This window comes from Sphingobacterium thalpophilum (assembly GCF_901482695.1).
Taxonomy (GTDB): Bacteria; Bacteroidota; Bacteroidia; order Sphingobacteriales; family Sphingobacteriaceae; genus Sphingobacterium; species Sphingobacterium thalpophilum.
Map to the genome: position 1 here is coordinate 5768422 of NZ_LR590484.1, position 25549 is coordinate 5793970.

Below are 25549 nucleotides of genomic sequence, written 5' to 3' on the forward strand. Positions count from 1 at the left end.
ATACGATAGGATGGACAAGTCCGACTGTCCCGATTCTTCCTGACAAAGCCACAACAAGACATAAAAGAACTGAAGGCATGGAAGAAACTATTATTCAACTATTAAAAAGAGTCAAGCAGCAAAGGCCCCTAGTGCACAATATTACCAACATGGTGGTTATGAACAATACGGCCAATGCCTTACTTGCACTTGGCGCATCACCGGTCATGGTTCATAGCCCATCTGAAGTGCAGGAAGTTGTGGATCTGGCTCAGGCGCTCGTTTTAAACATCGGTACAATAAGTGAGCAGACTGCCGAGGCTATGCTTATTGCCGCCGAACATGCAAACAATAATGGGAAGCCCTGGGTGCTGGACCCGGTAGGTGCCGGTATTTCCGCTTTCCGAAACGACCTACTGGCTAACCTACTGGAACTTCGGCCAACTATAATCCGGGGAAATGCATCAGAGATCATGAGTTTATATAACGTCCAGCAGGCGACCACAAAAGGCGTGGACAGCACTGCTGACAGCGCTGCTGCGGTTGATTCAGGCAAAGGGCTGCAACAGCAAACCGGTTCCGTTATCTGTATCTCGGGAAAGGTTGACTATATCCTTTCGGATCAGCGTTTGGCCGAAGTACGTAATGGCCACGCCATGATGACCCAGGTAACAGGCTTGGGCTGTAGCGCCACCGCCCTCATTGGTGCATTTATCGGCGTCACGGGGCAAGTATTTGACGCAGCAGTAGCGGGAGTTTCCATTTTGAGCCTTGCCGGAGAACTGGCAGCCGGAAGATCCGCAGGTCCGGGCTCCCTGCAGGTAAACCTTTACGACGAACTATACTGCCTGGATGAGGACACCCTAAAGACACATCTTCAGATTACCTGCCATGGCGTTTAGCCCACAGTTTCCTTACCCTCTGTATCTGGTTATCTCGGAGGAGGATTGTTACCCACAGCCCTGGCTACAGGTTGCGGAAGAAGCAATAATTGGCGGCGTAGATATTGTGCAGCTACGTGAAAAAAAAGCAGTCTATTCCGATTTTCTGGAAAAAGCCCATAAGCTTATACGTCTCACCGACCATTATGGAATTCCGTTAATTATCAATGATGCCATAGATATTGCTGCCGACGTTGGTGCATGGGGCGTCCATGTTGGACAAAAAGACCTGCCGCCCCTGGCTATACGGGAAAAATTCGGCAACAGCATACACATAGGCTGGTCGATGGAAACCCTTGCTCAGCTGGAAAGTGAACAGTTAAATGCCGCTGACCATCTGGGGGTAAGTCCGATATTTTCCACTCCGACGAAAACAGACACTATTGACGAATGGGGCATCTCAGGCTTGCGGCAGTTACGCATGCGTACGGAAAAGCCCCTGATAGCCATCGGCAACATGAATCTCACAACGGCCGGTGCCGCCTGGGACGCAGGTGCCAATGCCATAGCAGTCGTTTCCGCGATCTGCCGGAGCCAAGATCCAAGAGAAAGCAGTGCACAATTAAAACACTTACTTCGATGACAACAATAACAACATATAGCGTGCCTACTGTACTGAGTATTGCCGGATTTGACGGCAGCGGAGGTGCAGGCATACAGGCAGACACGAAAGCCATATCAGCACTAGGCTGTTACGCGATGAATGTTCTGACCGCGTTACCTGTTCAAAATACGCAGGGCGTACGAAATATTTATGAAATACCAACTCAAGCGGTACGTGAACAGCTTGATGCGATATTTGAGGACATATATCCGGATGCCATCAAAATTGGCATGGTTCACAGCACCGAACTCGTTGAACTGATCAGTTCTTACTTAAGAGATTACACCGGCGACATTGTATTTGACCCTGTCATGGTCTCCACAAGTGGCCATAAACTGATACAGGACGATACTATACAGGCCTGCGTAGACCTGCTATTTCCACTGACAAGGATCATCACCCCCAACTTGGACGAAGTCAGCGTGCTCATCGGTAAGCAAGTTGATAGTGTACCCGAAATGGAAAAGGCCGGCGATCAACTTTTGAAGAAGGGCTGTCGGGCGGTACTCATTAAAGGCGGCCATTTGCAGACGGCTCAACTTACTTCCCTCCTGTTTCAGCAGGACAAAACGGCCCTCGTGTTTAGATCAGAGAAAATAGAAACCAAAAACACCCATGGATCGGGCTGTACGTTATCCTCCGCCATAGCAAGTCAACTTGCTCTTCATCTGCCACTAGACCGGGCTGTCACAGCCGCATTGGATTATGTTCATGAAGCGATCAGATCCAGCAAAGATCTGATGATCGGCAAAGGAAATGGGCCGCTCAATCATTTCCATCATCCACAACAATTAATTTGCCATGAAATGGACTGACAATGCCTGGGAAGCTATCACTCCCATTTATAACGACATTCTTGCGATGCCTTTTATCACCGAACTGAGTAGGGGCAGCTTGCCTTTGGACAAGTTCCAATTTTATATGCAGCAAGATGCATTATATCTTGAAGACTTTGGACGTGTCCTAGCCTATATCGGCGCTAAAAGCGTGAATAATCAGCAGGCTCTCGATTATTTTGAATTTGGAAGGAATGCCCTTATTGTTGAAAAAGCGCTTCATGGAGATTATTTCAGGGAATTTGGTTTCGATACTGAAAATAGTAACAGTGTGGGCCCCGTTTGTCATCACTACATTCATTTTCTTAAGAGTATAGCTGCCTTTGAACCTGTGGAAGTCGCGATGGCGGCAACCCTACCCTGCTTCTGGATTTACAAAAAGGTGGGTGATTATATTTTATCAATTGCCGAGATGAGCAAAAACCCATATACCAAGTGGATAGGGACCTACAGCAGCGAGGAATTTGCCGAGGGTGTTTTAAAAGCGAAGGACTATGTGGATAAAATAGCGGAGCAAACTACTGCAACAAACCGGAAGCGGATGCGACAAGTATTTATAACAGCTTCGAGCCTGGAGTATTCCTTCTGGCAGGCAGCATACGAAAAGAGGATGTGGATGCATACAAATACATAAAAAATGTCCGATAGCGAACAGCGATTGTTCATAAATGGGCAATCGCAAAAAACGGTCAAATAAAAAACAACCTATAACACAACTAGTTACAAATACATTGTATTTTGGCATCACTATTATAGAGTTAATGGAAAAATCGTGCAGTTCTAGGGAAGCGATGAATTGCTAATCATAATCAGAGCATAAAACAATACTAATACAAAAAACAATGAAAAGAATCTTAACCATCGCCTTTATTTCATTCTTGTGTGTCGCACACGGCCAAGAACGCGAAACCCGAAAAATTTCTGCACCCGATGGCATATCGGCTGCTACATCTCTGCGTGTCGATTATGTCCGTTCTAACCGGAATGAGGTCGTGGTAGAGGCCGACAACGCTAAACATCTTTCACTAATTGAAACAACGGTAAAAAACGGCGTACTACACGTTCAGTACAGGCGGAATTCTCAGGTCAGGAATGCACGCAATAATCGGGTAACAGTGTATTCAAACAAGATACCGAGAAGCTTTACAGCTTCATCCAACGGTTCGATCTACACCGATGAAACCATTACTGCGGACAAAATTTCCGTTAGCGTTTCGTCCTCGGCAAAGGTGGTGCTCAAAAAATTGATCGCAGATGATATCAATTTATCCACAAGTTCCTCAAGCAGATTAACGACAGACCTGAGAGCCCGAAACCTTACTGTAAGTTCAAACAGTTCGTCGAAGCAGGAAATCACAGGAGATGCGACTAACCTGGATCTGAACGTCAGCTCTTCTGCTTCCGTCAATATGGCAGCCTTTACGACGAAAAATGCCCATATTAATGCAAGTACATCCGCTGCTGTTACCCTCAGTGTAAAAGACAACTTGCAAGGTAAAGTGTCTACGTCGGCAAAGATTGCCTTAAAAAATAAGCCAAGAAATGTCCAGGTTGATAAATCAACCAGCGGCAGTGTAGTGCTCTAATATTTAGTTTAAGTCGTAAAAGACTGTTTATTTATGTTTAATGTTTAGTTAGCTAAAGGCGGATCCTTCCCCGGGACCGCCTTGGTTTTTTTCCGCTTTAACTGCAGTCATCGCTCTGTCAACTGCGGTATTTTCATTCGATGTGGCCCAGAATTTTCGTATCTTGTCTTCCATGTAAAAACACACTTAATGCGGTATAATGGACAATTTTTTAGCGAGTAGTCTCAAGCAATTCAGGGACTTCAAATCCTTGGGAGACAGAACTTTTTCTCAATTGAACGATGAGCAATTATTCTGGCAGTTTAACGCTTCCAGTAACAGTATTGCCCATATCGTAAAGCATCTCCATGGAAATATGCTTTCGCGCTGGACTGATTTTTTGCATTCTGACGGTGAAAAAGCAGGGAGAAACCGTGACATGGAATTCGAAAATACGGACATGAGCCGGCAGGAGCTCCTCGGCTTATGGGAGCGGGGATGGGAATGCTTATTTGAAGCCCTCGAAGCTTTGAGCACACAGGATCTGTCAAAAACAATCCTTATTCGGGGAGAGGAACATACCGTTCTGGAAGCTGTCCACCGCCAGCTTGCACATTATCCCTATCATGTGGGACAAATTGTTTACATCGGGAAAATGTGTCTGGATGAACAATGGGCTTCTTTGTCTATACCGAAGGGTAGGTCTGAAAACTATAATCAAGAGAAATTTGCGCAGAAGAAGAGGTGATCGGAATGACATGTGGCCGTCGCTGTCTGATCTAGGCGAATTGTTATGTATCGGGTTTTATAGCTTCTATTCTAACAAAGATTTGATTATATTTGTTGTACTCCTTGTCGCCTTTTTCGCTTGATTTATAGATAAGCGAAAAAGGGACATTGTAGATCTGAAGCCCAGAAGCTATTGTTCTGGCTCAGCTTCAATAATTATCTACCGATGAAGAATTCGATTAAGATCATCAACAATTACGAGTATAAAAAGTTATTCCTACCTGACGTTTCCGAACATACATTGTTTAATGAGAATAAGATTCAGGTATATCGAATCGAAAATTATCTTCGAAGCATATTAATGCCAGTTATACCATATCGCACGACATTCAACTTTCTTATTTTCGTGACTAAAGGGTCACTGACACAGCATCTGGAATCGGCATCTTATACGCTTACCGAAAACCACGTCATCAATATTAAGCAGGGCAATATAACAGCAACATTGGCTATTTCTGAAGATGTCGAAGGTTTTTTTGTTGTTTACGAGAACGAAATCGTGACCGATATCGAACTTGGGATAAATGATATTAAGTTTTTTAACTCACATCCTTTTACGACGTTGAAGCCTCATGTGGCCAATTGGATCCAACAGATGCTGATATTACTGGAGGAGGAACTTTTTACGGAGAGCCGTATCATGGAGGTATGCATTTCGATGATGCAGTGTGTTTTACTAAAAGTGATCAGGTCGGATATCGAAACGAAAGCGCCAATGAGCAGACAACTTGATATTGCGTTCCGTTTTCGTGAGTATGTACAGAAATTTCATATTGACCATAAAAATGTACTGTTTTACGCCAACCTGCTGCACATTTCGGAAAATTATCTAAATAAATGTGTCAAAGAGGCTACCAATAAACCACCTAAACAATGGATTATGGAAACCAGTATTTTACATAGCCAAATCTTGTTACAGGACGCCACCAGGGATATTGCAGGCATTGCATTTGAATTAAAATTCCAATCCCCATCCTATTTTACCCGCCTATTCAAAAAAATCACCGGGTATTCACCCAGTGATTATCGTAAACACAAATTTATCGGGACTTAGCGTTTATCTTTATGATAAGGCAGATTCCAGATCAGGTCCACCGCCAGGTAATGAACACCAAAGCCCCCCTTATCATAGCCTCTGATCAAATCATTCATATAACCAATATCCAACCGTAGAGGCGTCTTTGGAATATCGGTCATATAATAGAAGGCTAATCGTGTTTCTTTATAGCCAAAGCTTGTCCACACTTCGGGTTCATTCATTCTGCTAATAGCCAGAAGCCCTTCCGCGCTGAGCGCCAGCTCTTGTTTATTTCTATCCGAAATTCTGAAATTAACCTGCGATTTGAGGCGTGTTCGGAGCTGAAAATTTTCTTCCGCTTTATGGAAATTAGCTGTGAAAAATTTCCGGAACTCCTGCCGTAGGGTATTTTTCCATTTCCAGCGCTGCGCCAGTTCAAAGGTATATGCATATCGGCCGTATAAACGGAATTCTTGTTCAACTCCTTGATTGGAATACGGGGCGAGATCGTCATATACACTTTGACGCCGGTAGCTCAATGCATAACTATACTGTTGATTCGGCGCAAATTTGTGGTATACCTCGTGATTCAACACCCAGATTGCCTGCTTATGAAATGGGTCGGCATCATCCGGAGTGCTCTTGGTGCCTAGTCCGATATAGGTAAGGGCTTCCTTCGTACCCGCACTATCCAGCTTGCGCTTTAGCCCCAATACCCACCAGGAAGCTGTTTTCGCTTTCCCTAGCCCGGGAGGGCTTACCTGCGCGTAAGCCGGTTGGATTTGTGCTCCCAAAAACAGGATAATTGGGAGTACTTTTATTAAATGATATTTCAACATATCCTAAATTTTAATTCGAATGATATCAGGAAGTCTCCACTTCGGTCGAGAACCTGTTAACTAGCCATTTGTCTATTCGTTTGATGGGTTCCATCACCCACATGGCAAAGACAAAGGGAAAAGTCAGGGTAGTCCAGCCATGATGGATCATAAAATGATCAAAGTAAGTGGCTATCACAACAGCGATAAGCACGTATACACCGTCGCGAACACGCTGGCCGCTGAGTGCAATTCCCACCAAAACCGCATTGAAGCTAAAAATACCATTATTGGTCATATCTGTAGATTCGTGCCCGTGGTGGGATATATAGATACTTACGATTACAGCGGCCGACGCATAAAGAGCTGCAATAGGCTTGCTGATAAAAACTCCGATAAAGAAAATCAGTCCTGCAATTAGACTGCCCTGAAAGATCACCTGTCCGAACGCATGCCCTTCAATTAGGAAATCATCCATCTCCTCGATATCGACAAAATGATCAGGCACTGTCCGTAGTGCCAATTCAGGAATACTCAACACATATAGTGCGATCCAGGTGATGACGATAAAAGGGAAAGTAAAGACAGGAACATTTTTTTTCAAAGCGAACCCCATTAGCATGGTGGTCAAAGCTGATCCAAGGATCAAGGCTCCCCATACCCAGATGTTTGCCTGAAAATAAAAAACCACTGCGATTCCATACAATGCAGCATTAAAACCAAACAGTCCATCATGGATGTGCTCCTCATCAAACTTCATCAGTCTGGCAGTTAGGATGCCAACTATATTCGCCAGAATTCCGGCAAATCCCATCAGTACTGAATCATAAATAATTGCTCCGATAAACAATAGGCCGGTCCAGCTATTGCCTTGGAGCATAATCTGCCCAAATCCTTTAAAGAAAGCTTTTACAAAGGCGAGGATGTTATTTTTCATACGTAGATAATTTTGTTATTTGTTCAATTGTGAGGATGGCTTAATTCAGAAACAGCGACGTCCACAGTGTACTTTCAATTTCTTTAAAAAGCATGTACAGCTGCTCTGCGCCATAACCCAATACACGTATCATAAAACCATCCTGCTGTAATTGACTGATGCCAAAAGCGACGTCTTTTGTTTCGCCATATTTTTCATAGAACGTTTCAACCCAATCAGTCGGGTCCAGTCCTGCACTATTCAGATAGATTAGAGTACCCTGATGTGTATAACCTTCCAAAATACCGAGCCCCTGAATAGGCATACGATCAGGCTGCAGAAGTACGTTGTCCTTGAGAACCAGCTTTCCATTAACGAAGCATTCCGTCAAATTTTGAAAATGGTTATATTGAAACTCTTCTCCGGACATCTTACGCCCACAGGTCACGATTTCACTCAGCAATAAATGGCAATTTGCCGCAAGGTGAACAAGATTATGGCTCAAAAAATGTGAAGATTGCTGTGGAACAACAGGGTGAGGCACATAAGAGAACACAGCCCCTTCGCCAAGACGGACCTGCATGGTCTGAGAAGAGTGTCCCTTCATATGGAACAACCGTTGATAGGCCTGCGTTTGCAACTGCAACTTCGCACCGGCATCAATATCTATCTGGATCTGATGATCATCGCCATCCAGCAGCCCCGGAGAGGAACTCATAATCATCAGATAGGCTGCATTGTCATTTTGGTATTGCCCGACTGGAACAATACGAAAGGGCTGGGTGACGTACGCATCCTTCATAAAGGATTTTCCTTCACGATGGGCTATTTTAACAGCTAAAGAACACACCATAATTAACGTAACAACTTAGGTTCTTCAATATCCTGTAGCAATGCATATTTTTTGATCCAGCCCACAATTTCCTCCAATCCTTCGCCAGTTTTTAAATTGGAAAATAAAAAGGGAGCTCCTCTACGAATTTTACGGGCATCGTTTTCCATCACTTCGAGACTTGCGCCGACATATGGTGCCAGATCTTTTTTGTTGATCAGCAGAAGATCGGAACGAGTAATTGCAGGACCACCCTTACGCGGCATTTTCTCGCCTTCAGCCACATCGATGACAAAGATGGTAATATCCGCAAGGTCGGGACTGTAGGTCGATGTCAGGTTGTCGCCTCCACTTTCAATCAGGATCAGCTCGAGGTCGGGAAAACGGCTCGCCAATTCGTCAACAGCTTCTAAATTCATACTGGCATCTTCGCGTATGGCTGTATGCGGGCAGCCACCGGTCTCCACCCCGATAATACGTTCGCGTGGCAATAAACTATTTTTTGCCATAAATTCTGCATCTTCTTTGGTGTAGATATCGTTGGTAATCACCGCAAGGTCAAGTTCATTTACTAAACGGCGGCTCAATCTTTCCAACAAAGCAGTTTTACCAGAGCCCACAGGGCCACCGACACCAATTTTAACATATTTTCTATTTTCCATTTTGTATATTTTTAAGAGATATAAACCCTAGAGTATAATCGTTCGTGCTGCATGCAGCGGATATCAAATCCAATATTGCAGAGGCCCACTAAGTTTCGTTCAACTGACAACGTCTCCTGACAGAGGCCAAGGATGTCCTCGTGCAGGCTAAATAGTATATCCTGGCCGTCCAACTGCCCTAGTGGCACGAGTTTTACGGCATTGGTTACCATGGTGATCGCCGCATTATAGTAGAAGGCGTGCAGCGATTCTTCAAGAGGAATCTCCAGCAGAGCGGCCAGCATCCCATACATCAGACAATAGTGGCTGTCGACTTCTTTTTTTTGTATAAGTGCACCCCAGGTGAGCACCAGATCCTCTGGCTGGTAGCGACTGAATATTTTATAAATACGTACGCCTAATTTTTTGCTGGCTTCACGAATTTCTTTGGCGCTTTTCAGCGCAGTACATTCTTGGTCCAATGCGATAAGGGCTTGCAGGTCCTGTGTTATCGTCGCTTCATAAGCCAACCTCATCAGCGCAGCATCGTTGTACTTCAGGTTGTACCACAGGTTACGGCGTACATATTTCTCAGCCGTCGCTTTGTCATGGACCAGTCCTTGCTGCACGTAGGTCTCCAATCCATTGGAGTGCGTGAATCCACCAATAGGCAGCGTAGGATCTGCGAGATGGAGCAATTTGCCCAGAAAGGTATTTTTCATTGACATAAATTATTTGTTCATTATTTGCTTGCGAAGTGTTAGTGCGCTGTGTTCGGGCTTACTACTTACTATCGATCATTATTGAGATATTTTTTGTCGAAAATTTCAGCTGCTCATGATGTCTGGAACCCACGTTTGCATTCAGCTGATATAGAAGCTGACGTTCGCAAAGTTCGGGGCCGAATCCATGTTTGGACAACCATTCAAACATAGACCGTTCGTAAGGCATGAGCAATTCATTTGCCTCCACAAAAAGAGGCAAATGTTTGTTACCAATTTCACTGCACAGATAAGCTATATCCAGGAAATCAGCCGCAATCACTTTGATCACTGAGCAAGGCCGGATCGTAACGATCACTACTTTTTCATCGTCTTCGTATAGAATATCGCCCTCCTTTAGACAGGCAGTATTGCCTAGAAGTCTTATCGCGATATCCATACCTTCAGCTGTGCGGAGTCGCTGTATTCGTTTGGTGGCTTCATACCATTCTATCGCAAGTAGATCATGACGTTTATGGATCTGCTCATATCGGCTATTTCTTGTTATCTCAGTAACGATCATAAGATTAAAAGAAGAGGTTTTTTGATAGTCCCAAACCTACGGTAGAACCGTTGATACCTGTAATGACTTCATGATCATCAGCCAGCACTGCATCTTTGCCATGGATCTTTTTGTAAGACAGCTCCGCTACTTTTGCCTTGAGTGCCCAGCCCTTTCCGAGGTTAATGCCAACTAATGGGTATACTCTGAACAGGAAACCATTGTATTTTCCATCAACAGGTCCTTCTTGGCCCACTACATGCTGATCGCCCCATAAATAATGTGCGTCCACCTGTCCGATCAACATAAAATGCTCACCTAATGGCCAGGTGTTGCTATAGAATGGTCCCAGCTCGTGGGTATGATCTGTAAAGTCCAGCGCTTTGTTGTATGCTGTATTAAAGCCGTAGTTGACCCCGACATTCATGTTGTCGTTGAAAAAGTAACCGATCCCGACCGGTGCTGCACCAAATTGGTGACCTGCAGTGGTCTCGTGATAATTGACCGAGCCATAAAGCATGATGCCACCTTTTTGGGCAAAGGCTGTATGTATTGAAAAGCAAGCTGTGGCCAGACAGGTACTCAAAAAGATTTTTATGTATTTCATATATCTGTTTTTCATATATACTATGGCGCGATCAGCTATCACGCCATAGTTGTAGTCATCGGGTTAAAACAAGAAGTATAATTGTCCCAAAGAGACGGTATCAACCGGTCTTGACCGCAGTATTTCTCCGTCTAAGCTCACTTCATAGTTTTCTGGATTCACTACAATTTCGGGTGTTGCGTCATTATGGATCATGTCCTTTTTGGAGATGTTCCGGCAGTTTTCTACCGGAAGCAGTCCTTTGGTCAAACCATATTCTTCTTTGATGTTGTTATCGCATGCTATTTTGGACACGAAGTTGAAACAGGTGTGGTGCACAGCTTTGCCCAGACCACCGAACATGGTCCGCAGCATAATCGGCTGAGGTGTAGGGATGGACGCATTTGCATCCCCCATTTTGGATGCGATGATCATTCCACCTTTGATAATCATTTCTGGCTTTGCGCCAAAAAGAGCTGGTTTCCAGATGACCATATCTGCAATTTTTCCGGGTTCAATTGATCCTACATATTTTGAAATACCGTGTGCAATTGCTGGGTTGATCGTGTATTTGGCAACATAGCGGCGTGCCCGGAAGTTATCATTTTGTTTGCCTTCGTCTTCAGGCAGCGGACCAACCTGCTTCTTCATTTTATCTGCTGTCTGCCATGTGCGGGTGATCACTTCCCCCACACGACCCATTGCCTGAGAGTCTGAGCTCATGATACTGAAGACACCACGGTCCTGCAAAACATCTTCCGCAGCAATGGTTTCCGGACGAATGCGTGAGTCTGCAAATGCCACATCTTCGGGAATCTCTTTACTCAGGTGGTGGCAGACCATCAGCATATCCAAGTGTTCATCTATTGTATTTTTTGTAAAAGGGCGGGTCGGATTCGTCGATGCGGGCAGTACATTTGGATACATCGCTGATTTAATAATATCCGGAGCGTGTCCGCCACCAGCACCCTCAGTGTGAAACGTATGGATGACCCGGCCATTGATCGCCTGAATCGTATCCTCCAGAAAACCGGCTTCATTTAATGTGTCCGTATGGATCGCAACTTGTACATCATACTTATCTGCGACAGACAGGGCCCTGTCAATTGTGGCGGGTGTCGCTCCCCAGTCTTCATGAATTTTAACACCTAAAGCGCCGGCTTCGATCTGCTCGACAATAGGCTGTTCGGTACCGACATTTCCTTTACCGAAAAAGCCGAAATTCATGGGTAAGTCTTCGACAGCCTGCATCATACGACGGATATTCCATTTACCCGGGGTGACAGTTGTTGCATTGGTACCGTCTGCAGGTCCTGTACCACCGCCGATCATCGTGGTGATCCCACTGTATAGGGCAGTCTCTACTTGTGTAGGGCTAATGTAGTGGATATGTGTATCTATACCTCCGGGCGTCAGGATATAACCTGCCCCACCGTGCACTTCTGTTGAGGCTCCAATTATCATATTCGGCGTGATGTTGTCCATTGTGTCTGGGTTTCCCGCGCGACCGACACCAACAATTTTTCCATCCTTAATACCAATATCACCCTTGACAATTCCCCAATGGTCAATAACGATCGCATCGGTAATTACCATATCCAAGGTCCCCTCATCACGTGTGTGTACCGAAGACTGGCACATTCCATCCCGCACGGTCTTTCCACCACCGAATTTAGCTTCATCGCCATAATAAGCATAATCCTTTTCCACCTCAACAATGATATCTGTATCACCTAAACGGATCTTATCGCCACTGGTGGGACCAAATATGGCGCTATAATTTACTTTACTAACTTTTAAACTCATGACACTTTATTTTTAAAGCCTTTTTCCTTCACTTTTTTTAATGCATTCTCTTTCGCTACTTCAGTCTCGGTATCGCCGTTAACCAAGTCATTATGACCATATATCCGTTTCGCTCCCGCATAAGGCACCAGCTCTACCTCTTTGGATTCTCCCGGTTCAAAACGCACAGCTGTACTGGCAATAATATTGAGACGTTTTCCGAAAGCTTTCGCCCGGTCAAACTCCATCATTCTGTTCACTTCAAAGAAGTGAAAATGCGATCCTACCTGGATAGGTCTATCGCCTGTATTCGTCACAGTGATCGTTGTCACTTCTCTGCCTTCGTTGCAGATAACATGACCATCTGCTATAAAAAATTCTCCTGGAATCATCATATCTATTTTAACGGTTATCGAATCGGGTTATGAACAGTCACCAGTTTTGTGCCGTCGGGGAAGGTTGCCTCGATCTGCACATCGTGAATCATTTCAGGTACACCCTCCATGACGTCCTCACGCGTCAACAGTGTGGCGCCAAATTGCATCAATTCGGCCACGGTACGTCCATCGCGGGCAGCTTCCAGCAGCTCACTGCTGATCAAAGCAATAGACTCCGGATAATTTAATTTAAGTCCTCTAGCTTTACGTTTTTTCGCTAGTTCGCCTGCAAGATGAAGCAATAGCTTCTCTGTCTCTCTAGGTAATAAATGCATATAAAAAATTATTTAAATTGTTGTTATTTCAGTCAAGATCGGTCATAGCGAGCCCATACGATTCAAATAATCGTTCCGAAATTGGGGACAGACAAAAGCTTGATACAGAAACTCAAGGGTATCATGTAAGGAGCCTCTGTCTATTAAGAAAGGGGAAAGTTATCCCTGAAATGGGATCTTTAAACTCTGGAAGAGAATATATTTCGGTGGTAACACCAACCGGTCCATATACGGTGTTCTGTTATTCGGCAGTTGGAGAAATGCCGGATAACAGAATAAAAATAGACAAACAGAGAGTATTGCCCAATCAAGCAATTTACTCCATTCATCTTTTAAATCCATCTGTTCGGTGATGTCATAAAGATCATGTTCATGAACAGCAGCAACTAAATACTCCCGGTCAGATGGATGGTTTGTATCACCAACTTGCGGTTGCGCAGCTATTCCATACAAGCGGATGTGAGAAGGCGAAAGTACAGCAGCATGCTTAGGCACAGCCATCCCTCCCAGGAGTACAAAGCCCAGGAGAAATACGATAAAAATCCAACTATGTCTAATAAATGTGTTCACTAATCCTATTTTTTGTTGTCCAAATTTACAACCAAAGCAGACCACCTCAGTAGTACAAATCTTGAATTAAATAGTCTAAATTTGTTCAAAAACCTGCTTTACACCTATTCTCTCCATTTTCATGTTAAAAGGAATAACCGAGGGAAACCATGATATTCCTAGGTGCCCCAGCAAAAGCCCGCGTGTAATCAAATCCCCCAAGAAAGTAATACTTATCAAACAGGTTATTAAGGTTTATTGCGATCTTCATTGCACCTAAATGATAGTAGGCGGCGGTATTGACCGTTGTATAAGAAGGCCACTGCCCCCATAGCGCATTTCCTGCATTGTCTTTCCCAATGCTATTATCCATGCGCCTTTGGTCCACATAATAGACTCCCACACCAAAGCCAAGCCCTTTTAAAGTTTTTTGCGAAAAGACATACTTCAGCCAGGCACTCGACATATTTTTGGGAGCTCCAGGCAAGGTCTGCCCCACTTCAGATGCGACAGATGAAGATTTCACTTCCGTATCGTTATATGTATAATTGGCCATTACCTGAAACTCAGGCGTCAGCTGCCCACGAATATCCAGCTCAACACCTCGCGAAAGGGCATTGCCTGACTGCCGATATTCAGGCAGACCAGAATCGTTGATTGTACCCGTAGCAATAAGCATATTTCGACGTTCAATATGAAAAAAGGAAAGGTCCATTTGTAACTGCTCTTTAAAAAAGCCTGTTTTCAACCCAGTTTCGATCTGGAAACTACGTTCGGCCTCAAATGGTTTATCCGCACCATAGTCCTTATAATTCTGAATAAAGTTGGCTCCCACCGGTACAAAACCTTGCGAGTAACTCGCAAAATAATTAACCTGTCTATTTATTCCGTAGGTGACTCCAAGACGTGGCAATAAAGCATTCTGGGTCGCATGGAACCGATTTTGCCCATCAATGGTTTCGGAAGAATAGTGTTCATGCCGTATGCCAAGGACCAATTTCAGCTGATCTGAAAAACTAATCTGATCTTGTATATATTTACCTGTCGTCTTATATGGACTCAAAAACGGATATGCCACCTGCGTACGCCACACGTAATTGGTCAAATCATGCGTGGTATACATGGGATGGTTGAGATCAAACGTCAACGGGACCACCTTCCCATCTATGTTCTGCTGTCGTGCCTCGCGCAGCTGATTTTCTTTATCACCGCGGTATTGTGCGAAATCTATCCCGGCAACGATATGATGGTCCATTTTGTTTCCAGACAGATCCCACTTCACATAACCAACCACATTATCCGTATAATCCCGTCCATGACGGTCAAAAAACCGCATATTCATTATGGTATTGTGCGGAGCATCCGCGAAAGTATTTAAGGTCCGGTGCTCATTGACGTCTTCCTGATAAATGGACTTCATATAACTGAGGTTCAGGCTAAGGTCTTCTGTTAGCTTTTGAGTAAGACGCCCACTTAGTGAAAAGGTTTTCGAATTGTAGAAATCAGAAGGCTGACTCAATGTAAATGAACGTGGAAGCGCATAGAAATTATTTTCTTTGATTCCCATGCCGCGGTCCAGATAACCATTGAATTGATTGTAGACGACATCCACATCCACAGTAGTTCCCACCCTGGGCTTAAAGGTAAATGAGGGCGCGATCATGATGCGTTTTTGGCGATTGACATCGCGAAAAGTCCTTGTATCTTCATAGCCCCAATTGAACCGGTAAAGAATTCGCCGTGCACTATCCAGCGGACCACCCAGATCCACGGTGGTACGCATGGTTTCGAAACTTCCACCGGCAAAGGTTACAGCACCTTTAAACTGCTCCAAGGGTTTCTTGGTCGTCATATTGATTGTCCCGCCCGGCACCACATCACCAAATAATGAGGCTCCTGGTCCTTTAAGGACTTCGATATTTTCGAGATTAAGAGTCAATGGCGCATTATAATAACTATTGCCATAACTATAGCCCGAGCGAAGGCCGTTCACTAAACGTATGCCCGTTTCATAACCACTTTTAAAACCGCGGATGATCACATCGTCATATGACGAAGCTTCCGTTACTCCGGCCAGATCCTGAATCAATGCGCCTGTTGTAAAGGCCTGTTTATCCTCAATAAATTCCTTGCTCAGTACAGCGACAGATTGTGGAAGGTCTTTCAATTTTCCGGCGAACTTCCCCCCCAATTCCATATTGTTCGTCAAATAAGAATTATTGCGGCGACCAGTTACCAGCACTTCGTCAAGCGTCCTGTCATCTTCTTCGAGCGTCAGCCGCAGACCTTTTTTAACATTCCAGCTGATTTGCTCCAGACTAACGAGCTGTGATTTATAGCCCAGTGCGGCAACCTGTAACTGCAGGGGAAATCCTACGGCAGCGATCAAACGAAATTCGCCATCGGCATCTGTAGTCGTTTGCTGTCCATGATTGGCCAGTGTTATGGTAACCCCTGGAATGGGCACGCCATTTTTATCCTGTATTTTACCAAATATTGCAGTGCCTTGCTGCGCATACACCCCGATAGGAGCAACAGTTGTCATTAATGCGAAAGCAAGCGCCTTCATTGAATTATTCATAAAAATCCGTTAAGAGCTATTTCATCAGTTCTAGTTTCTTCTCGCGTCGAGTGCCCGACAGCTCGCCTACCAATAGTTCCATATGAATTGTAGGAAAGCCACATTCCTCACGTACATCGCTGATTCGGAAACCTTGTTTTAACCAAAACTCACAGGCCCCTTCCAAAAAAGGATGTGTATGTAAATAAAGGCGCTCGATCTCTTCACGCTTTGCTATTCGCAGCAAGTATTCAAACAATACTGTCCCAAGACCAGTCCGGCGATAGGCGGGATCCACAAAAAGGCGAGCAACCTCCACGGTCTTACGTTCGTCAAGGCCGAGGTGCGGAAACCGATAATCGTAGCCGAGCATCCCGATTACGCCAACTAACTGGCCCATACAATCCCGCGCCTGTAAAAATGTTCCCATTTGGTTATCGAGATATACCCGTTTAAAATCAACTAGATCTTTCGGAAGTTTGTTGGCATCCAGCATTGGGAAGAGCTGTTTTCGAAATTCAATCACGTAGGGCAATACAGTATCGATATCATCCTCAGTGATTGTTGTAATTGATATGTTATAACTATGATTTTCCATGATAATTGCTCTTTTATTGTCCTGTCTCCACATTGACCAACCTTATGCTTATATACCTCTACATAAGCACACCTATTCAGCTAGACTCCGATGACCTGCTTTACCTCTTCTTCAGAGACCTTTAAACTGGCAGAGGATGGGATACTTCCCTTCAATGCGGGCACGAACATCCACTTGCCCTGATTTACCATGGAATTTAGCGGTAGTTGGTAGGTCTGTTCGAGCTGTTCACGAACCTGCTCTCTACTCCTATGCTGCAGATCTATCAAGGTATTATCCTGCATCAAATAGAAATGGTCTCCAAAAAGATAAGCCATATTGGGATCATGCATGACACATACGACAGTCCGCCCTTCATTCGCCAAGTCCTTTGCCGCCTGCAAAACGGCTATCTGATAATTGAGATCTAAGTGGTTGGTGGGCTCATCCAACAACAGTAAGTCGGGCTGCTGTACAAGTATACGACAGAGTAATATCAGCTGCCGTTCGCCTCCGGACAATGCGGTATAGGCTTTGCTCTTTAAATGTGCCAGACTAAATTTATTCAAAATAGCATCTACTGCCGCAAAATCTTCCTTAGCTGGTACAAAGCGGGAAAATGAAGCCCTGCCCGTTAAGACCACGTCCCCTACTTTAAATGGGAAAGTCGTCTGATGAAACTGATTCAGGAAACCTATCTTCGAGGCACCGGGTTTGCCTACTTTCCAATCGCGCCGCTCCGTTTCGCCAATCCGCACCGAACCATGATACTGTCGTTCAAGGCCAGCAATGATGTTGAATAATGTCGATTTCCCGCTGCCATTCCGCCCTAAAATGATGGAAAGCTTGCCTTTTGTAAAGGTTACATTGACATCACGTAAAATGGTATGTTTACCGTAAGCAAAGGAAAGGCCCTTGATATGAATCGATTTGCTCATGAGTTCCAGTTAATTTCATTACGGCGCATCAGATAAATAAAAAGCGGAGCACCAATGATCATTGTAAATACGCCGATAGGTATTTCGAAGGGCATTACAGCCCGTGAAAAATCATCTATAAGCAAGAGGAATGTTCCGCCGATACTGATATTAGCCCATACCACAATATTGTTGTTGGGTCCAAAAATCATCCGGCTTATATGCGGCACAATGAGCCCGAACAAGCTTATGACGCCCACCGCTGCCACTGCCGATGCCGTAACCATAGTTGCCACAGCGATGCAGACGATTTTCAGTATCTTTGGATTTACACCAACAGCGATGGCTTCTTGATCACCCAAAGCCAATAAATTTAACTTCCATCGCAGAAGGATCAATATGGCCAGTCCGATTATTATTGGGAAACAGGCCGAATATACTTTTGACCAAGAAGCGGTATGAAGATTCCCCATTGTCCATTGCACAATAGCTTGCAGCTTGTACGGATCACTGATATACTGCAATAGGGTCAACATTGCGGTAAAGACACCAGAAATGACCATGCCGGCGAGAACCATGCCAATGATAGAGCTTTTCAATCCGGCATTCGACACAAAATACGTCAATAATACCGCACACACTCCAAACAAGAATGCTGAAATATTTACCGGTAGAATTGGGAATAACATTGCCAAGGCGGCCCCGAACGCAGATCCAGACGATATTCCCAGCGTAAAGGGATCCACGATCGGATTTCTGAAAATGGATTGCAATATGCCTCCAGAGGACGCTAGTGCTGCACCGACCATAAAAGTTAAAAGAATCCTTGGAAGGCGTACCTGCCATAAGATCGTATCCATATTGTCCGTTAATACGGCGGAACCATGACCTCTGTATATGCCGAGCTGCAGTCCTATGCGCTGACATAACTCCATCAAACCAACATATTGACTTGAGCCGACCAGCAGCGATAAGAACAGCAGCAGTAGCGGCAACAACAGCAGTAAAGAAAGTTTCTTGAATCGTTCCATTATTGGAGAAGTCCCGGTTTACCATATAACTTTTCGAAGGCTATTGCCAAGTCGTTCTTCAGCTGTCCTTCCGTATAACTTTCAAGACACCAATGGCGCACCTGCTTGGCGAAGAGCATAAACTTCACCGTATGTGGATCAAAAGGAAACGACGGGGTCATCACAAAAACCTGTTTATTTTTGACCGCTGGTAATGCTGCAAGCTCTTTCAGATGATATACATCAGAAAGTTTCGAATTCCAAAGGATAATCAGATCGGGATTCCACTTATAGATAGTCTCTGCTCCTACATTTGGAGCTTCCATTGTCAGCGGACAAGCATTGGTCGCCCCCGAAAGACGAATTGCCATGTCAATAAGGCTACCTTTTCCTGAAGTGGAGAGCACCCTACCCTTTGACCATGCATAATATACTTTCTTTTTCGTCTGGTCCGCCGGTAGCACCATTTTTTTGACTTCGGCATCCACAAATTGCACAATTTCCTCTGCACGTTCTTTTTTTCCCAATAAAGTTCCAGCTCCGATTAATTCGCTGAAGATGCTTCTTTCGTCTTTAGAAGAAAAAGTGAAAACAGGGATACCGAGATTTTCCAGTTGCGCAATGTTATCCTGATCGGTATTAAAAGTTAGTACCAGATCCGGATTGAGCGCTACGATACTTTCCACATTGTTGGCTTGTCCACCAAGTGTAGGTGTAGGAATACTTTTTCGGGCGATGCGAGGGTCTAATCTGGACAAAAATGCGTAGGTATCTTCCATATGATACACCTGTTCGGGGATACCCACGAGACTGTTCTCAGCCTGTAGCATATAGACTTCGTCAACCAAAGACGAGAACAGCACTACCACTCGTTGTGCAGGCTTCACCAAGGCAATTTCCTGCCCGCGACTGTCAATGGCTTTCACAGTATCAGTAGCTGAACTATGCTGTCTATTCTGGCATGCTTGCAGTAGAATAAACAGCAATGCCAGCCCAATATATTGTTTAATTATTTTCATTCTTTCTGCTATCCTTTAGTTGTTGGCGGATCGAATTTTCGGTTAACAATACAGCCTCCTCTAACTGGATAGCTGTACTGTACTTGCTCAAAAGCTGCTCGTACAACCGGCCATCGTATGGTAACCGGAGAGCTAGCGTATGCTCAGCTTTAAATATGGGTAGATGCCTGTTGCCTATGAAATAAGTAAAGTCTGCCAGCTGGGTAAAGTCCAAGGGATCAAACCTGATGGTAAGTGTCGGCTTGATGGCAATAACTGCTTGCAGTTTTCCCTGTGCATAGAGTGCATCCCCCTGATGCCATATTGTCCCTCGTTGTAATTCCAACAACAGATCGTTCCCTGCCAGCGTGCTTCGGGTAAGGCGGTGTTTGTTCACTTCAAACCACTCCAACAACAAGTGGTCTCCGGCATGATCTTCAAGACGGCCGGGGATAATCGTATCTATAACTACAGGCTCTGTATTCATTATTACATGTATTTTTGTTGTCAGCAAACTTCCTTTATCGGAAGACTCAAGCAGGGAAGCACCCGCTATGCAGCGATGCTACTTGGTTTCCAGCTCGCTGTATTGTTGTTTTTTCCGTTGAACCTTCGCTTTCAGCCAGTCACACCAGATATCCAAACCGTCGCCATTTAACGTACTGATCGTGATGACCTCCAAATTCGGATTCACCTCCTGTGCGTCCTTCGTTACAGCATCCACAGAGAAAGGGACATAAGGCAACAAATCTGCTTTCGATACAAGCATCAATTCACTTGTCAAAAACATGCGCGGATATTTTTTCGGTTTGTCATCTCCTTCAGTAGTGGCGAGGAGTGTAACACGGTAATCTTCTCCTAGGTCGAATGCTGATGGGCAAAGTAAGTTTCCAACATTTTCAATAAACAAAAGGTCGATGTCTTCAATATTAATATGATCTAAAGCCTGTAAGATCATTTGTGCTTCAATGTGGCACATTCCGCCAGTGACGATCTGCAAGGCATTGATGCCGACTTCCCGCATTCTGACAGCATCACGCTCAGTTTCGGGGTCCCCAACCAGGACAGCGATATTCAGCTCTTTGGAGAGACGTTTTCCTGTTTCCTGCATCAAAGTGGTTTTGCCTGAGCCCGGAGAAGAACATACATTGACCACACACACATCTTTTAAACGTTCGCGGATACTTTTAGCGACGAAATCATTGGCTTTTAACAGGTGTAGTGTTGTATTTTCACATTGAACCGAGCCTACCCGGTTACCTAAACTCTTTGGATTTGACATATTGTCTGACATGATAATAAATGTTTAATCTTATTTAAAAATTACTTTCGAAATATAAAGTTCATTTCCCTGAACAATCGTATTAGATGGCTGCCCACAGTCGCAAACAAATCGGTGAAAATGGACAGGAAAATTCTTCTGACAGCTTTCACAGAAGGCGATAATATCGTTGACCACGACTTCCATTTCCATATCGCGATAGTGCGCGTTTTCGATGATAAAAGCGTCAAACGCGTTTTGAATCAGTACAGGCTGTACATTGGACAGCAGTCCTGCAGTAACCTGAATCTTTTGGATATCATCCACTCTGCTCCCATAATGTGAGCCCAACGTGTCAAAGATATCCTTTACTATACTTAGCTCGTGCATTGGTATATGTTAAGAAAATCAATAAAATAATGTAGAAAAAGCAATGTGATTTTAGCTTCGATCCCTAATAGGAAAGAAGGTAAGGACAATGACTAAAACGGGATTTTCAGTTGCTCAAACAGCAGAAAACGGGGTATGGGAATAGGTTCTAAGTCCACGACGTGTTCATAACGATAATCGTTGGACAATCCAGAGGCCAACAGGTCATGCCACATCAGGTCAATCATAACAATCCACCGATCTGTTAGCCAATCCTGATTCAGCTCCACATCCATTTCTGCTACCGCTTGTAAAGATGGATAAATGGGATCTAGATCAGCATGGTGCATTTCATGTAACCCTGCTGAAGAAAGGTAAGCGACGGGGTGAAAACTATCACTTTTCAGTACAAGACCACCTGCATTTAGCGTCTTAAATGACAGCAGTAGAATTGAAACAAAAAAAATAAAATGCTTCCACATAAGCTAAAACCTAACAAAATTTCAAGTTAATCCTTGACAACAATACAAAGTTACTACCGATCAAAGAACAAAAAGTAGCACAAATCTTGAATTTTATTTCACAAAATAGGAAAACCCCAAAGAAAATTCCATAATTCTTTATATATTAAATTAAAATTTGGTTAAAGCAACATTAAAACGGTATTAGAGCCATAAATACCGATAAACTGCAACTCATAACACGATCTTAGACTGTATTCATCAGCCTTGGATTCCCGCCATTTATTGGACTGAAAATTCCTTGTATTGGTCTACTGGAAAACTGAGCGGTTAGTGGTGTGATCAGCCGCTATAAATATAAAAGAAAGCCAATCCTGATCTGGGATTGGCTTTCTTTACTGATGTGATCGGTGATTAACGATGTAGATCAAAACGGTCTAATTCCATGACTTTATTCCACGCAGCGACAAAATCCTTGACGAATTTTTCACCGCCATCAGCGCTACCATAGATTTCGGCTACTGCTCGTAACTCGGCATTCGAACCGAATACCAGATCGGCGCGTGACGCGAGCCATTTTCTTGAACCGTCCTTACGCTCTGTTCCTTCGAACAATTCGCGGTCGGGAGATATCGCCTTCCAAGCCGTCCGCATATCCAGCAAGTTCACAAAGAAATCATTAGTCAGCTGTCCGGGACGCTCGGTTAAAACACCCGTCTGCGATCCATCATAATTTGTTTCGAGTACACGCATACCACCAATGAGCACGGTTAATTCTGGCACAGACAAGGTCAGCAGCTGGGCTTTATCTATCAACAGTGCTTCGGTAGAAACTGTATAGGCACCTTTTCGATAATTTCGGAAGCCATCAGCAATAGGCTCGAGATAGCCCATCGATTCGACGTCTGTCTGTTCCTTGCTTGCATCCATACGCCCGGGCTGGAAAGGAACTTTTATCGTATATCCAGCAGCTTGAATCGCCTTTTCGATGGCAGCCACTCCGCCAAGGACAATCAGATCTGCGATAGATATCTTCTTTCCGGTAAGCTGTTTGCCGTTGAATTCCTGTTGTATATGCTCGAGCACGGCGAGTACTTTTTGCAATTGGGTCGGATTATTGACCTTCCAGTACCGCTGCGGCGCCAATCTTATCCGGGCACCGTTTGCTCCCCCGCGCATATCTGATCCACGGAAAGTGGAAGCCGAAGCCCAGGCGACCGACACAAGTTCGGCAATACGCAACCCAGAAGCAAGTATTGCCGATTTCAGCTCCTCTACATCGCTTTCGTCCACCAAAGCATGATCTACAGCCGGCACAGGATCCTGCCACAACAATACTTCGGCCGGCACATCGGGCCCTAGATAACGCTCACGAGGTCCTAAATCCCTATGTGTCAATTTAAACCATGCGCGTGCGAAAGCATCTGCAAAAGCGTCAGGATCTTCGTAAAATCTACGGGAAATCTTTTCATAGATCGGGTCAAAGCGTAAGGATAAATCTGTTGTCAACATCGTAGGCCGGCGCTTTTTGTTGGGATCAAAAGGATCGGGAATACTGGCATCCGTTCCTTTTGCCACCCACTGATGTGCACCGGCCGGACTTTTGGTTAACTCCCAGTCGTTTTCAAAAAGATTTTTGAAAAAGAGGTTGGACCACTCCGTAGGCTTCTGGGTCCAGATTACTTCTAACCCGCTGGTAATCGCATCTGCGCCTACTCCGGTATTAAAACTACTTTTCCACCCCAGCCCCTGCTGTTCTATTGCTGCAGCTTCAGGTTCCTTGCCTACATTATCCGCGGGCCCTGCACCATGGGTCTTGCCAAAGGTATGACCACCGGCAATCAGCGCTACTGTTTCTTCATCGTTCATTGCCATGCGGCCAAACGTGTCACGGATATCTTTGGCAGCAGCTATAGGGTCTGGATTCCCGTCTGGTCCTTCGGGATTCACGTAAATCAGCCCCATCTGGACTGCCGCTAAGGGTTTTTCCAAGTCGCGGGAGTGTATTTTGCCATCGGCATCATCATCAGCGGACAATACACCATGTGCGTCAGCCACACCTTCCGAACCATGTGAGTAGCGTACGTCACCACCTAGCCAGGTCTTTTCGGAGCCCCAATAGACATCAAGTTCAGGTTCAAAGGCATCCACCCTTCCACCGGCATAGCCAAAAGTTTTGAATCCCATTGATTCCAAAGCCACATTACCGGTCAATATCAATAAATCGGCCCAGGAGATATTTTTGCCATATTTTTGTTTTATCGGCCACAATAGGCGGCGCGCCTTATCCAGGCTCACGTTATCAGGCCAACTATTCAAAGGGGCAAAACGCTGCTGGCCGGTATTAGCACCACCTCTACCATCTCCCACACGATAAGTGCCTGCACTGTGCCAGGCCATACGGATAAACAAGGGACCATAATGACCAAAATCTGCAGGCCACCAGTCCTGAGAGTCTGTCATTAACGCATGTAGATCCCGCTTCACCGCCTCCAGGTCCAACTGTCTGAAAGCCTCTGCATAATCGAAATCAGACCCCATAGGATTTGATTTTGCGTCATGCTGTCTCAAAAGATCCACCCTGAGCCGGTCCGGCCACCAATCCTGATTCTGGGTTCCACCCCCCGCCACTGGATTACGCATCGTTCCATTGTGAAAGGGGCATTTGCTGATGTCTTTTTCGTTGTTGTCCATATTAAAAGAAAGTTTATTATTAATACCTTGATTTTGTCAAATTGTTTGACGATTACTTGCATAAAAGTAAGCAAATACTCGCCTCCCTGCTCATTGAACCATTTGATGACATATAAACAAAATCTATAATAAACATATAATACCATAATAAACAACAATACACTCATCTATTGCGGGTCACTATAAAGAAGCATCACCAAAACAAAAGCACTGTTTTTGTTATTCTATTATAGCGTAAACCAAAAACGAAGAAACTATGGGAGAGCTATCTACTTATTTCGTCAGCGCTTTTATCGGCATCGGCCTGGCTGCCGCTACAGGATTCCGCGTGTTTATGCCCTTATTTTTGCTGAGTCTAGGCAGTAGGCTGGAACTATTCCAAGTAGACAGCGAATGGGCCTGGACAGGTTCAAACTTAGTTTTGATGACGACAAGTGTTGCCATGTTGATCGAGGTCCTGGCCTTTTACATCCCCGTCGTTGATAATATGTTGGACGGGCTGTCGATTCCATTAGCGGCTATTTCAGGAACGGCTTTGTTTGCCCTACAATTTACAGAGATAGACCCACTCTTCCGCTGGAGCATGGCAATCCTGGCCGGCGGCGGGACTGCGGCAACGATCAGTACGGCGATGGCGGGCACACGTGCCGCCACCTCCTTGGGTACCGCCGGTCTTGGAAATTTCGTCGTTGCGACTCTGGAAACTATCGGCTCAACTATTTTGACCATATTGGCGCTATTTGTCCCGTTTATGGCTATCCTTGTCGTGATCGGTTTATTCTATTTTTTCTGGAAATTCGGGAAGAAACAATTTCGAAGGAAGTGGCGAAAAACTAAAAAGGGCTAATGCCTAGACATTGCCCTTATC

Annotated in this window: 30 protein-coding genes; 8 read left to right on the plus strand and 22 right to left on the minus strand. The window is 44.7% G+C overall.

Going from position 1 to position 25549, the window contains the following annotated elements:
• Positions 1-77: 77 nt before the first annotated feature.
• The 5 genes from thiM to FGL37_RS24595 all read left to right on the plus strand — a co-directional run bounded on the left by thiM (position 78) and on the right by FGL37_RS24595 (position 3946).
• Complete coding sequence (thiM, locus tag FGL37_RS24575) at positions 78-881, plus strand: hydroxyethylthiazole kinase (RefSeq protein ID WP_028068581.1); 804 nt, start codon at positions 78-80, stop codon at positions 879-881.
• Positions 871-1503 carry a thiamine phosphate synthase gene (thiE, locus tag FGL37_RS24580; protein WP_028068582.1) on the plus strand — a complete coding sequence of 211 codons (633 nt, stop codon included), beginning with the start codon at positions 871-873 and terminating at the stop codon, positions 1501-1503. Before thiM ends, thiE begins: the two co-directional genes overlap by 11 nt.
• On the plus strand, positions 1500-2339 hold the full coding sequence (thiD, locus tag FGL37_RS24585) for a bifunctional hydroxymethylpyrimidine kinase/phosphomethylpyrimidine kinase (protein WP_037532178.1): 840 nt from the start codon (positions 1500-1502) through the stop codon (positions 2337-2339). The genes thiE and thiD overlap by 4 nt, the downstream gene beginning before the upstream one ends.
• Positions 2326-2994: a thiaminase II gene (tenA, locus tag FGL37_RS24590; protein WP_028068584.1), complete on the plus strand. Its 669-nt coding sequence runs from the start codon at positions 2326-2328 to the stop codon at positions 2992-2994. The genes thiD and tenA overlap by 14 nt, the downstream gene beginning before the upstream one ends.
• Positions 2995-3202: 208 nt before the next feature.
• Positions 3203-3946 carry a GIN domain-containing protein gene (locus FGL37_RS24595; RefSeq protein ID WP_028068585.1) on the plus strand — a complete coding sequence of 248 codons (744 nt, stop codon included), beginning with the start codon at positions 3203-3205 and terminating at the stop codon, positions 3944-3946.
• Positions 3947-3994: 48 nt separating this feature from the next.
• Here FGL37_RS24595 and FGL37_RS26005 read toward each other — a convergent pair whose 3' ends face one another.
• Positions 3995-4120: a hypothetical protein gene (locus FGL37_RS26005; protein WP_262709482.1), complete on the minus strand. Its 126-nt coding sequence runs from the start codon at positions 4118-4120 to the stop codon at positions 3995-3997.
• 25 nt (positions 4121-4145) lie between these two features.
• Here FGL37_RS26005 and FGL37_RS24600 point away from each other — a divergent pair, with 25 nt between their 5' ends.
• Both FGL37_RS24600 and FGL37_RS24605 read left to right on the plus strand, forming a co-directional pair.
• A complete protein-coding gene (locus tag FGL37_RS24600; RefSeq protein WP_037532181.1) occupies positions 4146-4673 on the plus strand; it encodes a DUF1572 family protein in 528 nt (175 codons plus the stop codon).
• Positions 4674-4880: 207 nt separating this feature from the next.
• Complete coding sequence (locus FGL37_RS24605) at positions 4881-5768, plus strand: helix-turn-helix domain-containing protein (RefSeq protein ID WP_028068587.1); 888 nt, start codon at positions 4881-4883, stop codon at positions 5766-5768.
• Here FGL37_RS24605 and FGL37_RS24610 read toward each other — a convergent pair.
• From FGL37_RS24610 to katG, 21 genes are all read right to left on the minus strand, one after another.
• Positions 5765-6571 (minus strand): DUF2490 domain-containing protein, encoded by an 807-nt coding sequence (locus FGL37_RS24610; RefSeq protein WP_028068588.1) that lies wholly within the window; start codon positions 6569-6571, stop codon positions 5765-5767. The two genes, FGL37_RS24605 and FGL37_RS24610, sit on opposite strands and share 4 nt — an antisense overlap.
• Before the next feature lie 25 nt (positions 6572-6596).
• Positions 6597-7487 (minus strand): urea transporter, encoded by an 891-nt coding sequence (locus FGL37_RS24615; RefSeq protein WP_028068589.1) that lies wholly within the window; start codon positions 7485-7487, stop codon positions 6597-6599.
• Between the two features lie 40 nt (positions 7488-7527).
• Positions 7528-8319, minus strand: a complete 792-nt coding sequence (locus FGL37_RS24620; RefSeq protein WP_028068590.1) for an urease accessory protein UreD — start codon at positions 8317-8319, stop codon at positions 7528-7530.
• A gap of 2 nt (positions 8320-8321) precedes the next feature.
• Positions 8322-8960 (minus strand): urease accessory protein UreG, encoded by a 639-nt coding sequence (gene ureG / locus FGL37_RS24625; protein WP_028068591.1) that lies wholly within the window; start codon positions 8958-8960, stop codon positions 8322-8324.
• A gap of 11 nt (positions 8961-8971) precedes the next feature.
• Positions 8972-9661, minus strand: a complete 690-nt coding sequence (locus FGL37_RS24630; protein ID WP_028068592.1) for an urease accessory protein UreF — start codon at positions 9659-9661, stop codon at positions 8972-8974.
• A gap of 61 nt (positions 9662-9722) precedes the next feature.
• The gene (locus FGL37_RS24635; protein WP_051606480.1) at positions 9723-10223 is read right to left on the minus strand and encodes an urease accessory protein UreE; all 501 of its coding nucleotides are present in this window, start codon (positions 10221-10223) and stop codon (positions 9723-9725) included.
• A 4-nt stretch (positions 10224-10227) separates the two neighbouring features.
• On the minus strand, positions 10228-10809 hold the full coding sequence (locus FGL37_RS24640) for a hypothetical protein (protein WP_138097070.1): 582 nt from the start codon (positions 10807-10809) through the stop codon (positions 10228-10230).
• Positions 10810-10872: 63 nt separating this feature from the next.
• Entirely contained in the window at positions 10873-12594 is a 1722-nt protein-coding gene (ureC, locus tag FGL37_RS24645) for an urease subunit alpha (protein WP_028068593.1), read from the minus strand.
• Positions 12591-12968 (minus strand): urease subunit beta, encoded by a 378-nt coding sequence (ureB, locus tag FGL37_RS24650; protein ID WP_425570396.1) that lies wholly within the window; start codon positions 12966-12968, stop codon positions 12591-12593. The genes ureC and ureB overlap by 4 nt, the downstream gene beginning before the upstream one ends.
• 14 nt (positions 12969-12982) lie before the next feature.
• Entirely contained in the window at positions 12983-13285 is a 303-nt protein-coding gene (ureA, locus tag FGL37_RS24655) for an urease subunit gamma (RefSeq protein WP_028068595.1), read from the minus strand.
• Positions 13286-13444: 159 nt separating this feature from the next.
• The gene (locus FGL37_RS24660; protein ID WP_138097072.1) at positions 13445-13855 is read right to left on the minus strand and encodes a hypothetical protein; all 411 of its coding nucleotides are present in this window, start codon (positions 13853-13855) and stop codon (positions 13445-13447) included.
• Between the two features lie 124 nt (positions 13856-13979).
• Complete coding sequence (locus tag FGL37_RS24665; protein ID WP_028068597.1) at positions 13980-16415, minus strand: TonB-dependent receptor; 2436 nt, start codon at positions 16413-16415, stop codon at positions 13980-13982.
• 16 nt (positions 16416-16431) lie between these two features.
• Positions 16432-16992, minus strand: coding sequence for a GNAT family N-acetyltransferase (locus FGL37_RS24670; protein ID WP_051606484.1), 561 nt, complete (start codon positions 16990-16992; stop codon positions 16432-16434).
• An 80-nt stretch (positions 16993-17072) separates the two neighbouring features.
• Positions 17073-17909: an ABC transporter ATP-binding protein gene (locus FGL37_RS24675; protein ID WP_081817773.1), complete on the minus strand. Its 837-nt coding sequence runs from the start codon at positions 17907-17909 to the stop codon at positions 17073-17075.
• The gene (locus FGL37_RS24680) at positions 17906-18919 is read right to left on the minus strand and encodes a FecCD family ABC transporter permease (protein WP_037532185.1); all 1014 of its coding nucleotides are present in this window, start codon (positions 18917-18919) and stop codon (positions 17906-17908) included. Before FGL37_RS24680 ends, FGL37_RS24675 begins: the two co-directional genes overlap by 4 nt.
• Positions 18919-19917 carry an ABC transporter substrate-binding protein gene (locus FGL37_RS24685; RefSeq protein ID WP_051606486.1) on the minus strand — a complete coding sequence of 333 codons (999 nt, stop codon included), beginning with the start codon at positions 19915-19917 and terminating at the stop codon, positions 18919-18921. Before FGL37_RS24685 ends, FGL37_RS24680 begins: the two co-directional genes overlap by 1 nt.
• A complete protein-coding gene (locus tag FGL37_RS24690) occupies positions 19904-20383 on the minus strand; it encodes an urease accessory protein UreE (RefSeq protein WP_051606488.1) in 480 nt (159 codons plus the stop codon). The genes FGL37_RS24685 and FGL37_RS24690 overlap by 14 nt, the downstream gene beginning before the upstream one ends.
• Before the next feature lie 78 nt (positions 20384-20461).
• Positions 20462-21190: a hydrogenase nickel incorporation protein HypB gene (gene hypB / locus FGL37_RS24695; RefSeq protein ID WP_051606491.1), complete on the minus strand. Its 729-nt coding sequence runs from the start codon at positions 21188-21190 to the stop codon at positions 20462-20464.
• Positions 21191-21208: 18 nt separating this feature from the next.
• Entirely contained in the window at positions 21209-21547 is a 339-nt protein-coding gene (locus FGL37_RS24700) for a hydrogenase maturation nickel metallochaperone HypA/HybF (protein WP_028068599.1), read from the minus strand.
• A 92-nt stretch (positions 21548-21639) separates the two neighbouring features.
• Positions 21640-22008, minus strand: a complete 369-nt coding sequence (locus tag FGL37_RS24705; RefSeq protein ID WP_028068600.1) for a hypothetical protein — start codon at positions 22006-22008, stop codon at positions 21640-21642.
• A 393-nt stretch (positions 22009-22401) separates the two neighbouring features.
• Positions 22402-24681 (minus strand): catalase/peroxidase HPI, encoded by a 2280-nt coding sequence (gene katG / locus FGL37_RS24710; RefSeq protein WP_028068601.1) that lies wholly within the window; start codon positions 24679-24681, stop codon positions 22402-22404.
• A 256-nt stretch (positions 24682-24937) separates the two neighbouring features.
• Between katG and FGL37_RS24715 the strand changes: the two genes are divergently transcribed.
• Positions 24938-25528 carry a DUF4126 domain-containing protein gene (locus FGL37_RS24715; RefSeq protein WP_028068602.1) on the plus strand — a complete coding sequence of 197 codons (591 nt, stop codon included), beginning with the start codon at positions 24938-24940 and terminating at the stop codon, positions 25526-25528.
• Positions 25529-25549 lie beyond the last annotated feature (21 nt).